The sequence below is a fragment of the Psychrobacillus sp. FSL H8-0484 genome (genome assembly GCF_038005325.1).
In the GTDB taxonomy this organism is placed as follows: Bacteria; Bacillota; Bacilli; order Bacillales_A; family Planococcaceae; genus Psychrobacillus.
Genome location: NZ_JBBOSZ010000001.1, coordinates 1,384,303 through 1,399,374, shown reverse-complemented (window position 1 = coordinate 1,399,374; position 15,072 = coordinate 1,384,303). Strand labels below are relative to the sequence as shown.

At 36.7% G+C, this 15,072-nt stretch carries 14 protein-coding genes; all 14 read right to left on the bottom strand.

All coding sequences use genetic code 11. From position 1 onward, the window contains the following. Nucleotides 1-18: 18 nt before the first annotated feature. Nucleotides 19-1,686, bottom strand: coding sequence for a ribonuclease J (locus MHH81_RS06455; RefSeq protein ID WP_340919247.1), 1,668 nt, complete (start codon nucleotides 1,684-1,686; stop codon nucleotides 19-21). Nucleotides 1,687-1,815: 129 nt separating this feature from the next. After that, nucleotides 1,816-2,694: a 4-hydroxy-tetrahydrodipicolinate synthase gene (dapA, locus tag MHH81_RS06450; RefSeq protein ID WP_340919244.1), complete on the bottom strand. Its 879-nt coding sequence runs from the start codon at nucleotides 2,692-2,694 to the stop codon at nucleotides 1,816-1,818. A gap of 280 nt (nucleotides 2,695-2,974) precedes the next feature. Next, complete coding sequence (locus tag MHH81_RS06445) at nucleotides 2,975-4,015, bottom strand: aspartate-semialdehyde dehydrogenase (protein ID WP_340919243.1); 1,041 nt, start codon at nucleotides 4,013-4,015, stop codon at nucleotides 2,975-2,977. 78 nt (nucleotides 4,016-4,093) lie between these two features. Next, the gene (locus MHH81_RS06440; RefSeq protein WP_340919241.1) at nucleotides 4,094-4,681 is read right to left on the bottom strand and encodes a dipicolinate synthase subunit B; all 588 of its coding nucleotides are present in this window, start codon (nucleotides 4,679-4,681) and stop codon (nucleotides 4,094-4,096) included. Further along, on the bottom strand, nucleotides 4,681-5,442 hold the full coding sequence (locus MHH81_RS06435; RefSeq protein WP_340919239.1) for an NAD(P)-dependent oxidoreductase: 762 nt from the start codon (nucleotides 5,440-5,442) through the stop codon (nucleotides 4,681-4,683). The genes MHH81_RS06440 and MHH81_RS06435 overlap by 1 nt, the downstream gene beginning before the upstream one ends. Before the next feature lie 35 nt (nucleotides 5,443-5,477). After that, the gene (locus MHH81_RS06430) at nucleotides 5,478-5,750 is read right to left on the bottom strand and encodes a YlmC/YmxH family sporulation protein (RefSeq protein ID WP_340919233.1); all 273 of its coding nucleotides are present in this window, start codon (nucleotides 5,748-5,750) and stop codon (nucleotides 5,478-5,480) included. Nucleotides 5,751-5,832: 82 nt separating this feature from the next. Next, nucleotides 5,833-7,065 (bottom strand): M16 family metallopeptidase, encoded by a 1,233-nt coding sequence (locus tag MHH81_RS06425; protein WP_340919230.1) that lies wholly within the window; start codon nucleotides 7,063-7,065, stop codon nucleotides 5,833-5,835. Between the two features lie 224 nt (nucleotides 7,066-7,289). Then, entirely contained in the window at nucleotides 7,290-9,416 is a 2,127-nt protein-coding gene (pnp, locus tag MHH81_RS06420; protein ID WP_340919227.1) for a polyribonucleotide nucleotidyltransferase, read from the bottom strand. 267 nt (nucleotides 9,417-9,683) lie between these two features. Beyond that, entirely contained in the window at nucleotides 9,684-9,953 is a 270-nt protein-coding gene (gene rpsO, locus MHH81_RS06415; protein WP_093263058.1) for a 30S ribosomal protein S15, read from the bottom strand. A 178-nt stretch (nucleotides 9,954-10,131) separates the two neighbouring features. Beyond that, the gene (ribF, locus tag MHH81_RS06410; RefSeq protein WP_340919224.1) at nucleotides 10,132-11,085 is read right to left on the bottom strand and encodes a riboflavin biosynthesis protein RibF; all 954 of its coding nucleotides are present in this window, start codon (nucleotides 11,083-11,085) and stop codon (nucleotides 10,132-10,134) included. A 1-nt stretch (nucleotide 11,086) separates the two neighbouring features. Then, nucleotides 11,087-12,007 (bottom strand): tRNA pseudouridine(55) synthase TruB, encoded by a 921-nt coding sequence (gene truB / locus MHH81_RS06405; RefSeq protein ID WP_340919221.1) that lies wholly within the window; start codon nucleotides 12,005-12,007, stop codon nucleotides 11,087-11,089. 75 nt (nucleotides 12,008-12,082) lie between these two features. After that, complete coding sequence (rbfA, locus tag MHH81_RS06400; RefSeq protein ID WP_340919220.1) at nucleotides 12,083-12,427, bottom strand: 30S ribosome-binding factor RbfA; 345 nt, start codon at nucleotides 12,425-12,427, stop codon at nucleotides 12,083-12,085. Nucleotides 12,428-12,449: 22 nt separating this feature from the next. Then, complete coding sequence (locus MHH81_RS06395) at nucleotides 12,450-12,728, bottom strand: DUF503 domain-containing protein (RefSeq protein WP_340919216.1); 279 nt, start codon at nucleotides 12,726-12,728, stop codon at nucleotides 12,450-12,452. Continuing rightward, entirely contained in the window at nucleotides 12,725-15,070 is a 2,346-nt protein-coding gene (gene infB, locus MHH81_RS06390) for a translation initiation factor IF-2 (RefSeq protein ID WP_340919213.1), read from the bottom strand. Before infB ends, MHH81_RS06395 begins: the two co-directional genes overlap by 4 nt. Between the last annotated feature and the right edge of the window lie 2 nt (nucleotides 15,071-15,072).

Below are 15,072 nucleotides of genomic sequence, written 5' to 3'. Positions count from 1 at the left end.
GGAAATCCTTTATTCATATTAATATTCCATAATAATCGGAATGATCATTGGACGTCTTTTTGTTTGTTGGAATAAATATGAATTTAGCGTATCGCGGATTTCTTGTTTAATGTTTGTCCATTCAAACGTTTCTTTATTCACATATTTTTCAACAATTGTTCGAACTAACTTAGCAGATTCGTCCATTAGTTCCTCTGATTCTCTTACATAAACAAATCCTCTGGAAAGAATTTCAGGACCTGATGCAATTTTCTTTTGTGCACGATTTAACGTAATAACAACAATAAAAATACCATCCTGTGAAAGGAGTTTACGATCTCGAAGAACAATATTTCCTACGTCACCTACACCAATACCATCAATTAGCACATTTCCGGCTTGTACTCTTCCACTCATTCTCACTTTACCATTTTTATATTCGACAATATCACCTTTATCAGCAATAAAAATGTCCGATTTAGTCATACCAATATCTTGAGCTAGTTTGGAGTGAGCCATTAACATACGATACTCCCCTTGAATAGGGATAAAATATTTTGGTCGTGTTAAGTTTAACATCATTTTCAAGTCTTCTTGGCTACCATGTCCTGAAACATGAACATTTTTGCTAGATGTTAAAACTTTAGCCCCAGCTTTTGCAAGTTGGTTCATAGTTTGATACATACCAACTTCCATTCCTGGAGAAGGTGTAAAAGTAATTAATACAGTATCCGTATTTTTAATTCGAATGTCTTTATGGTGTTTCCGAACCATTTTTTCTAACGCTTCTAATGGTTCTCCTTGGTTACCAGATACTATGACAACAATATTTTCATCTGGATACTTCGAAATTTCTTTAATTGGGATAATTGTGTCTTCTTGAATAGTAAAATACCCTAGATCTAATCCAATTTCAAAAATATTCTCCAAGCTTTTTCCAGCAATTGCAACTTTTTTGCCAGTTTCTGCAGCCTTGTCAAACACTTGTTGAATTCGAATAAAATTAGAAGCATATAAAGACACTAGTATACGACCTTTTGCAGCGTGGAATGTTTCTGATAATTGGTTTTCAATTACTGCTTCTGATGTCGTATATCCTGGTCTTTCCGCCTCTGTGGAATCAGATAAAAGAATGAAAACACCATCTTCTCCCAATCCAGCAATTTTAGCGATATCTGGACGATATTTTCCTCTTGCCGATTGATCAAACTTAAATTCTCCCGTATGCACAACTGCACCTTCTGAAGTATGGAATACTATCCCTAATGAATCTGGAATACTATGTGTTGTGTGGAAAAACGTCACATGAGTACTTTGGAAATTCATTCGGCTTTTATTTGTTACTTCAAAATATTTAACCGATTGTTTTGTAGGCAATGCTTTTAAGTGAGTTTTAGCTAATGCAATTGTCAACTTAGAACCATAAACTGGTGCTTGGACTTTTTGTAGTAAATACGCAATAGACCCAATGGCATCTTCATGTCCGTGAGTTAAAAATATTCCTTTTACACGATCCTTATTTTCTTCTAAATACGTAATATCTGGAATAACTATATCAATACCAAGCATTTCATTTTCAGGGAACATCAGTCCACTATCTACAACAAATATTTCTTCATCAATTTCTACTACATACATTGCTTTTCCGACTTCACCAACTCCACCGAGTGGGATAATTCGAATAAGTTCATTTTTTACTTTTACCAATTTATTTCCTCCTATTATTAACCCGACCAACATCCACTATTTTTTATTATATCGAACGTCATCGATTCGCACAAATAAAAAAAGCTGAAGATTGAATTCTTCAGCCTTTTCATGAAAACTATTTGGTTTTCAGGTACCCTGGTATTCATTCCATATAGTATCAAATTCTATTTTTTCTTCTTTTGTCATTTCTACGAGCGGAAGTCTTAACGAACCAACCTCTACTCCAATTTTCGAAAGTGCATATTTCACTACCACAGGATTTGGATGCTTAAATAATCCTTTAATGACAGGTAAAATATTTTGGTGAATTTCAGCAGCTTTTGCATGATTTCCTGCATGAAAGGCTTGAATCATTTCCTGCATATCCTTCCCAATTACGTGCGATGCAACGGAAATAATGCCTGATCCGCCAACAGCAAGTAGAGGTAAAGTTAAGGAATCATCACCACTATACACAAGTAGTTCATTTTTCGTTTCTGCCAATATTTTGGTCATTTGATCCAAGCTACCACTTGCTTCTTTAACAATTTGAATCGACGGTATCTTACTTAATGCAACAATCGATTCTGGTTCTAAATTTACAACCGAGCGACCAGGAATATTGTAGACGACAATTGGTACAGTAGTTGCTGTTGCAATTGCCTCATAGTGGGCAATCATACCACGTTGATTTGGCTTGTTGTAATATGGCGTAACAATCATTAACGCGTCTACTCCAAGCGCTTCTGCTCTTTGTGATAAATCAATGGATGCCGAAGTATTATTACTTCCTGTTCCCGCAACGATTGGAACTCTATTATTCACTTTTTTTACAACAAATTCAATAAACTTCAACTTTTCAGCTGTTGATAAAGTAGGAGATTCCCCAGTCGTTCCACATACCACAAGTGATTCAGTTCCAGTCGAAAGTAAATGCTCTATCAATCTTTCAGTTGCACTATAATCAATGGATCCGTCTTCTTGAAACGGAGTAACCATAGCTGTTGAGATATGTCCAATGTTCATCTGATTACACCTCTTATCAAATTCGCCTTGGCGCATTTGCTTCCAAACATCCGCAGAGGGCCCCGGGCCAACAGGATGTTAGTTACTCTGGCTTTGCCGCAGGACAAGCGAACTTAGCCAGAGTTCTACGGTATTCAGCAGGAGTTTGAATCTCACTGAATTGTATACAGATGTTGCAATTTTCTCCCCACTAAAAAATGAGGACTAATGCTTTTCTTTCTTCAGCTCCGCAGAAAACAGGCGCTACGCGCAAAGCTCGTTGCAAAAAATCTGTGCTGGATTAACTTAAAATGCCTTCCTCAATTAATGCTTCTGCAATTTGAATTGAGTTAAGAGCTGCTCCTTTTAATAGATTGTCAGAAACAATCCACATATGGAAGCCATTTTTGTTGGAAGGATCTTTTCTGATTCTTCCTACGAAGACATCATCTTTATCCTCTGCAAAAAATGGCATTGGGTATAGCTGTTGATCAGGAGAATCTTGCAAGGTAATACCCTTAGATGTAGCGAGTAATTGCTTTAACTCATCCACTGTTACATCATCTTTTCCTACTTCTATATATACAGATTCAGAATGGCCAGTTACAACAGGAACCCGCACGCAAGTTGCAGCAATTGCAAGTTCAGGCAGAGACATAATTTTTTTCGTTTCATTCATCATCTTGAGCTCTTCAAATGTAAATCCATCTTCCGTAAATACATCAATTTGTGGTATAACATTTCCTGCAATTGGATAATGCTTTTCGGCACTTTTAACTGGCAAGATTTCTGGATTAGGTAGTTTCTCACTAATTCTTTCACTTTGTATAGTCAACTCGTTAATAGCAGCTGCTCCAGCACCTGACACTGCCTGGTATGTGGATACAATGACCTTATTTAAACCAAATTGCTGTCTAATTGGCTCAAGTGCGCAAACCATCTGAATAGTCGAACAATTAGGGTTTGCAATAATCCCTGTTTGCTCGTGTAATGCTTGTTTATTCACTTCCGGTACAACAAGAGGTGTATCTTTATCCATTCGAAATGCACTCGTATTATCGATTACAATGGCACCTCTACCACTCGCTTCTTTTGCCAATGCTTTCGAAATGGAACCACCTGCCGAGAAAAATGCTATGTCAACCCCTTCAAAAGCCTCTGGAGTTGCTTCTTCAATTGTATACGTAAAGCCATTTATCTCCTCTTGTTTACCCGCAGATCTCTTAGAAGCTAATAACTTTAAAGTGGAATATGGAAAGCTTCTCTCTACTAATTTTTCAATGATCTTTTGGCCGACAGCTCCTGTCGCTCCTACTACTGCTACTACATACTGTTGTGACATCAAAAGCTCTCCTCTCTAATCAAAACATATTTGCGATATTATATCATAATATACATGAAAATACATCTTCTTTTATATTTATAATTCATAACTTATGAGTAAAGGTTGCAATTGTTTCGATTGAATTGCATATTCAACGGTAGGTACAATCTTAGAGAAATCAGCGATTAGCGAGTTTGGTTTTTTATGAGGATTGTCTTGACCAAAGGGGATAAAATAAATATTTTTTGTGGATAGGAGCTTCATTATATTCATACCGTTAAGTCCAAGTGCATCGTTCGTTGAAATTCCAAGTACAACTGGCTTCCCGTTACGTAATGTTGCTTTAGCAGCCATTAAAACAGGTGAATCGGTTTGAGCATTTGCTAGCTTACTAATTGAATTTCCAGTCATCGGAGCAATAACCATACAATCAAGCGGATTAGTCGGTCCAAATGGTTCCGCTTCTACTATTTTTGACACTACTTTACTTCCACTTGCATTTTCAATCTTTTCTATCCATTCTTCTCCTGTTCCAAATCGAGTAGCTGCTGTTAGAACAGAGTACGTAATGATTGGTACAACAATAGCACCAATATTAGTAAATTGTCTAATCATTGGGATAACTTCCTCATACGTACAATGAGAAGCGGTTATCCCAAGACCGATACGAAGACCGTTTAACACTATTTTTCCTCCTCTAAGAAAGCCAGTTGTGTTTGAATCAATCTGGCAATTAAATAACCTGCATCTTGCGGAAAATACATACCTGGCAAACTTGTAGAGAGAGCATAATTACCAGGAATATTTGTTTCTGAATCTAATAGACAGCCGGGATTCGAAGCAAGATCAAAGACCTGTTTAAAATATGCAACTTTTGAATTATCTAGCCATTTGGATGGTATCGTATTAATCAAATACATCGATGGATCTTTCTGCCTTTTAAGCATATTTTCTAATGTTTCAATTTGAAATCCATAGCTTTTTGCTTCGAATAATTGATGATTCGATCGAACTGAAATAATTACTTTCGCACCTAAATGATGAAGTGCAAATGCTAGTCTTTTTCCAACTCTCCCATAACCAGTAATGATAAATTGTTTATTGTAAATGGATTGTTTTTCATTTAAATAAAAATAATTAATAAATCCTTCAGCAGTAAGATTTGCATTATCCCAAATCCACTCTTCGTCTTCTAAATAGTAAAAGACATGTGTATTGCCTTGTTTTAATTCTCTCTCTATATCTTCGTGTTTTTTACCAATGAATATCACTTCACAGGACTTTGGTAAAGCAAATGGAATTTCTAATTTTAAAGTTTGGATTGGCAAGAATATAATTTGTGGCTGAAATTCATGTATTGCATTTTTTAATGCATCATTCCAAACCATCGTCGGAAATAATTTAGCATGTAATTCTCCAGAAACTGTTGTTTGAACATGATTCAAGCGGGCGTCCGTACCAATTATTGCACACTTTTTCTTCACGAATATGCACTAGATTCACTAGATGAATCTGTTTCATTAAATAAAATTCGATCTTTACCGATAAGAATTATTTCATTCCATGAAATGAATTCTTTTTTCTTATTCGCTTTGCTTGACTGGAAAAAGGAAGCTGTCTTTTGAAACACTTCAAAACCTTCTATTTTTCCCGTCTGTGGGTTAAAAAGCAACTCAGTATCTGCTAATTTACCGTACCTTGCACCATCTTTTACTTGAATAAGCTCTTTTTCTGCAAGCTCCGAAAGTAACAATCTTTCCCCTCCTTGTTCTTTTCTATTTATGTATATGCCATTTTGCAGAACAAAGTGAATTAAAAAAGCATATAAAAAAACGTCAATCAATATTGACGTTTTTAGGCATTATAACGGATATGGCTGGGTCATACGAAAAAATTTCTTTTGCTAGCTGCATTACGGAATCTAGCGTTACTTCATCGATCGTTTCGCTTACTTCATCCAATGAGCGATGCTTACCATATAACAACTCATTTTTTCCATTTCTACTCATTCGTGCATTTGAACTTTCTAAACCTAACAATAAGTTACCTTTTAGCTGTTCTTTCGCGTTTGCAATTTCTGTCTCGGTAAATCCATTATTCACAATCGCTTTAGTTGTTTCAGAAATGGATGTTTTCAATTCATCTAATTGATTACTAGAGGTACCTCCATAAATAGTAAGTACACCAGTATCTTCATAAGCGGAGTGATACGAGTAAATACTGTAAGCAAGGCCCTTATCTTCTCTAATTTCTTGGAACAGTCTAGACGACATGCTTCCACCTAAAATATTATTTAAAACAACCAGACTATAAATATTATCAGCCTTCACACTTAAACTAGGATACGCTAAACAAATATGCGCTTGCTCTGTATCTCTATAATTTTCTGTGTAAACTGGCTTAAGTGTTGGAGTTGTAATAGCTAGTGCTTTTGATTCCTTTTGGTCAAACTGTCCAAATAACGATTCAATATAATCTGAAAATCCCTCTGGAATATTACCAGCAATAGATATCACTACATTTTCAGGTGTATAGTGTTTTTCCATATACGATAAGATCGATTCTCTTGTAAAGCTGTTTAATGTCTCTTCCGTACCTAAAATAGGAGAACCTAGAGGATCATTTTCAAACATTGCTCTCCATAAGTACTCATGGACGATGTCATCCGGTGTATCTTCTACCATATTAATTTCTTCCAAAACCACTTGTCTCTCTTTGTCTATTTCACTTGGGTCAAATAAAGAATGGAAGAACATATCTGCAAGTATTTCTACTGCGTATTTTGCATGGTGATCTAGTACTTTGGCATAATAACAAGTGTTTTCCTTCGATGTAAAAGCATTAATATTTCCGCCAATGCGATCAAATTCTTCTGCTATTTGTCTTGCTGTTCTCGTAGCCGTTCCTTTAAATAACATATGCTCTATAAAATGCGTTAATCCATTTTCTTCAGGAAGCTCATATCTAGAGCCTGCTTGCACCCAGATCCCTACTGCAACTGAACGCACATGAGGAATATGCTCAGAGACTATACGAAGTCCGTTCTTACAAGTTGTTTTCTTTATCAAATTAGCACCCCTATTTATTCTATTCACCCAATTAAAAAGGTTGCCGTAGATACTTGTCTACGATCAACCTTTTTTGTTTAAAAAGTATAACTTTTCTACTTAATATATGTCTAGACATAAGCGCCTTTCCCCTTGGGGTCAAATGTGTAATCGCTGTGGAGCTGCCTCCTCGCTATTCCCCATTTGCCTGTCGAAGCAAACATAGGCGCTTACGCTTTTCTTAATTATTGTTCTTTTTGTTCTTTTTGTTCTTCGCGTTCTTTTTCCTCTTTTAATACCACTTTACGAGATAAGTTTACGCGACCTTGATTGTCAATTTCAATAACTTTTACTAAAAGTTCGTCACCAATTTTAAGCACATCTTCTACATTTTTCGTACGTTCTTCTTGAATTTCTGAAATATGCAGTAATCCGTCTTTTCCTGTGAAAATTTCTACGAAAGCACCGAACTTTTCAATTCGTTTTACTTTCCCTAGATAATATTCACCAACTTGTGCAACACGAACAATGTTTTCGATAATTTCTTTTGCACGAGCGATCATCACTTCATCTGCTGAAGCAATGTAAATTGTACCATCTTGCTCTGTATCAATTTTCACGCCAGTTTCATCAATGATTTTATTAATTTGTTTCCCGCCTGGTCCGATAACATCACGGATTTTGTCCGGATTAATTTTGATCACAACAATTTTCGGTGCATAAGCAGACAATTTCTCACGAGGTTCCGAAATTGTTGCAAGCATGCTTTCTAAAATTTGCATACGTCCAATTTTAGCTTGTTCAAGTGCTTCTTCTAAAATGGTTTTAGATAGCCCGTCAATTTTGATATCCATTTGAAGTGCTGTGATCCCTTTAGATGTACCAGCTACTTTAAAGTCCATATCTCCAAGGTGATCTTCCATTCCTTGAATATCTGTTAAAATCGTATAGTTGTCGCCTTTTTTCACAAGACCCATTGCAATACCTGCAACCGGTGCTTTAAGAGGCACACCAGCATCCATCATTGCAAGAGTTGATGCGCAAATACTTGCTTGAGAAGTAGAACCATTAGATTCTAATACTTCCGCTACTAAACGAAGTGTATATGGGAAATCATTTTCATCTGGAATAACTGCTTCAAGAGCGCGTTCCCCTAATGCACCATGTCCAATTTCACGACGACCTGGAGCACGAATTGGTCCAGTTTCCCCAACGCTGAATTGAGGGAAGTTGTAATGATGCATAAATCGTTTCGATTCTTCTAATCCAATACCATCAATAATTTGAACATCGCCAAGGGGCCCTAATGTACAAATACTTAATGCTTGTGTTTGACCTCGTGTAAATAATCCAGAACCATGTGTTCTAGGTAAAACGCCAACCTCAGAAGAAAGAGGACGAATCTCAGCTACACCACGACCATCCGGACGAATTTTATCTTCTGTGATTAAACGACGAACTTCGTCTTTAACCATAGCATCCAAAATTTCACGAACTTGTTTTAATGTTTCTTCTGTTGCTTCTTTTTCTGTATATTGCGCTAAAACTTCTGTTTTAACTTCACTAATTGCATCTTCACGAGCATGCTTTTCTTGCACTTGAATTGCTTGTACCAGTTTTGCTTCACAAAGATCTTTTACTTCTGCAAAAAGTTCTTTATCTAATTCAAAAAGAGCAATTTCTTTCTTCTCTTTTCCAATTTCAGCAACAACTTTTTCTTGGAATTCAATTAATTTAACGATTTCACTATGACCAAACATAATTGCTTCTAACACAACTTCTTCAGAAACTTCTTTTGCTCCTGCTTCTACCATGTTAATTGCATCTTTTGTTCCAGCTACAGTAAGATCTAAAATACTTTTCTCCATTTGTTCAACCGTTGGATTAATGATAAATTCATCACCAATTAAACCAACCTGAACTCCAGCAATCGGTCCATCAAAAGGAATGTCCGACACGCTAAGTGCTAAAGAAGAGCCTAACATTGCAGCCATCTCAGATGAGCAGTTTTGGTCTACAGACATAACGATGGAAATTACTTGAACCTCGTTACGGAATCCGTCTGGAAATAGTGGACGAATTGGACGGTCAATTAAACGACTAGTTAATATCGCTCTTTCAGAAGGACGTCCCTCACGTTTAATAAATCCACCTGGAATTTTACCAACAGCATATAATTTTTCTTCATAATTAACTGTTAAAGGGAAAAAGTCTAAGTTCTTTGGATTCTTCGAAGCAGTTGCTACAGATAATACACTTGTATCACCATATCTTACTAATACTGCGCCATTCGCTTGTTTTGCAAGTTGTCCAATTTCTACTTGCAATGGACGACCTGCCCATTCGTACGTAAATACTTTCTTTTCACTCATTTAATCTGGACTCCTCTCAACTTCAAAAACTCCTTTAAAAAAGGGTATATAAAGGGTATATGTATCATAAGTAGTGTATCAAAAATAACGAAACTATGCGAAAGATTTTATAAAAAAGTGCAAGTCACTCGCCAGCCTCATTCATAAATTGGCATTCAAACTCGAGCGATTAGCACTTAAAGACTAATCAATAAATGTAAAAACACTTTTACTTTTAATAGACCCAATAGAAAAAGCGGGATAAATCCCGCTTTCCTAGGTGGTATCTTATCGACGTAAACCAAGTTTTGCGATTAGCTCACGGTAACGTTGTACTTCGTTTTCACGTAAGTATTTTAATAAGTTACGGCGACGTCCAACCATTTTAAATAGACCACGACGTGAGTGATGATCTTTTTTGTGTGTACGTAAATGTTCGTTTAAAGAGTTGATCTCTTCTGTAAGAACTGCGATTTGAATATCAGCAGATCCAGTATCGCTTTCGTGAGTTCTGAACTCAGCGATTAGTTCATTTTTACGTTCTTTTGTAATTGCCATGTTGGTTTCCTCCTAATAATTCTTAATATCCCCTATTCCTGAGCAATCGTTGGAGAATCGAAAAAGCCAAGGAAAGGTTAAGTACAGTTTTGTACTTATAAAGAATATCATATTGCCAGTCGTGAAGCAACTAATTAATCTTATTAGAAAAGCTCAGGTGCTGAAGTCTACGGAAAAATTATACTATCGTATTTTTGAAATAGTCGATTGCGACTAATTTGTCTTTTCCAATTTGTGCTTTCAATTCATCAATACCATTAAATTTCTGTTCGGAGCGAATACGCTTGTACCAATGAACGATTACTTCCTCCCCATAAATGGATTGATCAAAATGAAAAATATGTACTTCAATGGAAAGCTTTTTCTCATCCGGATTATTAAAAGTTGGCTTAAAACCTACATTACAAACTCCATCATGCCACTTTTCTTGAATGTGAATCTTAACAGCATATACACCAGTTGCTGGCGTATATTGTCCTTCCTTGGGTTGAACATTTGCAGTAGGAAAATTGATTGTCCTACCTCTTTTATCCCCGTGTACAACAACACCAGATAACATAAAAGGACGACCTAATAATTCTTTTACTTTTTCCATATTCCCAACTTTTAGTTCAGCTCTTATTCTAGTAGAACTTATTTTTTCCCCAGTAAGCTCCTGTTTTCCGACAACAGAAACGGTATATTTCCCTTCAGAGAGCTGCGCCATATGTTCCAATGTCCCTTTTCCAAATGCTCCGAATGTAAAATCAAATCCTGCTGTTACGTGCTTCACATTTGCTTTCTTAATAAAAGCCTCAATAAACTGTGCAGGTGTTAATTTTGCAAAATCAGAAGTAAATCGCACGACAAATACAGCATCCACTTGTAGCTCTTTTAATAGCTCTATTTTTTGTTCCAGTGGTGTAATATAAAATACTTGCTCTTTTCTACCTCCAAGAACTAAGGATGGATGAGGATCAAATGTCATTACCGCTGTTTTCACATTTAGCTCTCTTCCTTTATCTACTGCTTCTTGGATCACTGCTTGATGTCCCGAATGTACTCCATCAAAGAAGCCTATTGCTAAAGAATATGCTTCATTTCTTTCATTTTTATATAAATGATTTGGGTAAGATAAGTGATGTACGTCCATACTATTCTCCTTTTTCAGTTGCAAACATTTTTTCTAGTTTCATCATACCACTTTTTGTCGGATGGTTAATATAAACAGCAAAGGGATTGGAATCTAGTGTATAAATGATTTTCTCATTAGTTTCCAGTAAAGGATCTCTTTCTACTACTTGACCATTAGTTATACTCTTTCTTGTTTCGTCTACTATCTCTATGGACGGCCAACTTGCAAGAGCATGTTTTAAAGGTAAGATAGTTTCTTTTAACAGGCCGTTTTCAACTGCATTTTGCACTTCAGCCAATGTTAAACATTGTTCTTTTGTAAAGTTTCCTGAAGCTGTTCGAACTAAAGAGGACATATGCGCCGGAAAACCGAGCAACTCACCAATTTGTACTGCAAGTGTACGAATATAGGTACCTTTACTACAACCAATTTCAATAGAAAAAGTAACATTTTCACCTGTAAAAACAGTGGCTTCGTCTAGTAAATCTAAGTTGTAAATTGTCACAATTCTACTTGGACGTTCTACTTCTTTTCCTTCTCTTGCATATTCATATAACTTTTTACCGTTTACTTTCACAGCTGAGTACATCGGTGGAGTTTGAGTAATCTCTCCAGTTAGTTGTTTGAGTACATCCAAGATTTGTTGTCTCGAAAAGCTTTTATTTGTATCATCTTGGTTTACAACCTCACCATCAGCATCTTCTGTCGTTGTCGAGCTTCCGATGGAGACTGTCGCAACGTATGACTTACCCTCATTCATAATATACTCGGATACTTTGGTGGCCTGCCCTAAACAGATAGGCAGTACTCCTTCCACATTTGGATCTAGCGTACCTGTATGTCCAATTCGTTTCATTTTTAATATTTTGCGTAATTTAAATATGCAGTCATGGGAAGTCATCCCTTTTTCTTTCCATAATGGAAGTATACCTTCATACATTTCATTCACCTCTATATTCATTCTATACAACAAAAAAGTCTGCTCGATTAAGTAAGCAGACTCCTTTGTTTGTTTTTATTCCTCAGACGGTTTATTAATCTGTCTTAATAAATTATCTATACGATTTCCATAAGCTGCAGATTCATCAATTTCAAATAGTAGTTCAGGCGTAATACGTAATCTAATACGTTGACTGATTTCAGAGCGAATAAACCCTTTCGCTTTTTCCAAAGCTTTTAAAGTAGACCCATTATTTCCATTAAGGACAGTAATATAAACAGTCGCTTGTTGAAGATCACCAGTTACTGCCACATCTGTTACAGTGACAAAACCTATGTTAGGATCCTTTAGTTTTCGGCCTATAATTTCGCCTAACTCTTTTTTCATTTGTTCCGCAACTCGGTTAGCGCGCATCGACATGATGGCTACACCTCATTTTCTATCATAAATGTTCTTTTCTTATATCAATGCATTCCCATTCCGGAAAAGATTCTAAATGGCCGATGGCATTTGTAAGCTCTCGTTCAGCAGCATCCTTTTGGGAAGCAACACATACGACCCCAATAGTCGTCCGCTGCCATACATCTTGGTGATCAATTTCCGAAATAGAAACATTGAACTTTTGTTTCGTGCGAGAGAGCGTTCGTTGAAGAACTGCTCTTTTTTCTTTCAATGAATGTGCAGTAGGAATCAAAAATTCACACTCTGCATATACAATCATTTTCGTTTGATTTCTTCCATAATGTAGGCTTCGATAATGTCGCCTTCTTTAACATCATTGAAGTTTTTAATCGTAATACCACATTCGTATCCTTTTGCTACTTCTTTTGCGTCATCTTTAAAACGTTTTAATGTATCTAATTCGCCTTCAAATATAACGATGGAATCACGGATAATACGAACACCACTATCTCTCGAAATCTTACCTTCTGTAACGTATGAACCAGCAATTGTTCCTACTTTTGAAACTTTAAATGTTTCACGAATTTCTGCTTGACCGATAATTTTTTCTTGGAATTCAGGATCTAGTAATCCTGTCATCGCAGATTCAATTTCTTCGATTACTTTATAAATAACTCTGTGTAGACGAATATCCACGCCTTCTTGATCAGCTGCACGTTTTGCATTTGTATCTGGGCGAACATTAAAACCAATTACGATAGCGTTTGATGCTGCTGCAAGGCTAATATCTGATTCTGTAATTGCTCCTGCTCCAGTGTGAATGATTCGAACATTTACACCTTCTACTTCAATTTTCATTAATGAAGCTGCCATTGCTTCTACAGTACCTTGTACATCTGCTTTAACAATTAAGTTTAACTCTTTCATTTCTCCTTGTTTCATTTGATCAAATAAATTGTCTAATGTAACACGAGCTTTTTCAGAGCGTTGGCTAACTTGTGCTTCTGAAGCACGAGATTCTCCAACTTGACGTGCCGTTTTTTCGTCTTCAAATACTACAAAGCGATCTCCTGCTTGTGGTACTTCATTTAATCCGGTAATTTCTACTGGAGTAGATGGGCCCGCTTCTTTTACACGACGACCAAGGTCATTTACCATTGCTCGTACGCGACCAAATGCGTGACCTACAACAATTGGATCTCCTACTTTAAGTGTACCATCTTGTACTAATAGTGTTGCAACTGATCCTCTACCTTTATCCAGTTGAGCTTCAATTACAGTCCCTAAAGCAAGACGTTTAGGATTCGCTTTTAGCTCTCCTACTTCTGATACAAGTAATACCATTTCAAGAAGATTATCAATTCCTTCACCATTTAATGCAGAAATTGGTACAAAAATTGTTTCTCCGCCCCAAGCTTCAGAAACTAATCCATGCTCAGTTAACTCTTGCATTACGCGCTCTGGATTTGCACCGGGTTTATCCATTTTATTTACTGCAACAATAATAGGAACTTCTGCAGCTTTCGCATGGTTAATCGCTTCCACTGTTTGTGGCATTACCCCATCATCTGCAGCAACTACAAGGATCGTAATATCCGTAACTTTTGCTCCACGTGCACGCATCGTTGTGAACGCAGCATGTCCTGGTGTATCTAGGAAAGTAATTTTTTTGCCATTATCTACTACTTGGTATGCCCCAATATGTTGTGTAATACCACCTGCTTCTCCAGCCGTAACTTTTGTGTTACGAATAGAGTCTAGAAGTGTTGTTTTACCATGGTCAACATGTCCCATAATTGTTACAACCGGTGGACGTTCTATTGTATTTGCGCTGTCTTCTTCTGTAGACTCGAAATGAACTTCTAAATCAGTTATATCGATTTTGATTTCTTCTTCCACTTCTACTCCGTAGTCTGCACAAATCAACTCAATTGCATCCTTGTCAAGTACTTGGTTAATTGTTGCCATTACCCCAAGTAAAAACAGTTTTTTAATAATTTCAGCTGGCTCGCGACCAAGTTTTTTCGCTAGCTCCATTACAGTTAATGACTCTGTAAATGTAATTTTCGCAGGAAGTTCTCTTTCTTTTCTTGGTACTGGAGGTTGAACAGGTGTTGTTGGGCCTTTTCTTCTCTTTTGGAATTTTTGGCCTGGTCTATTTTGCCCACCCGGTCTGTTTTGTCCGCCTGGACGATTTTGACCAGCTGGTCGATTGTTATTAGTAAAAGTTTTTTTATCTTTTGGTTGATTGTTCGTTCCTTGCGTAGTACTTTGAGTAGTGCTTTGAGCAGCTGGTCTTGATTGACCTTGGTTCGTTGGTCTTGATTGACCTTGATTCGTTGGTCTTGACTGACCTTGGTTTGTTGGTCTTGATTGACCTTGATTTGTTGGTCTTGATTGACCTTGATTCGTTGGTCTTGATTGACCTTGATTCGTTGGTCTTGATTGACCTTGGTTTGTTGGTCTTGATTGACCTTGAGTAGTTGCTTTAGGTTGTTCTGTTGTTTTTTTATAGACGCTATCCAATTTAGTTACGGCATCTCCCTCAAGTGTTGACATATGATTCGTCACTTGAATGTTTAGTTTTCCTAATTGCTCAATAACTTCTTTACTAGATTTATCTATTTGTTTCGCGTATTCATGAACTCTGATTTTAGTCATTA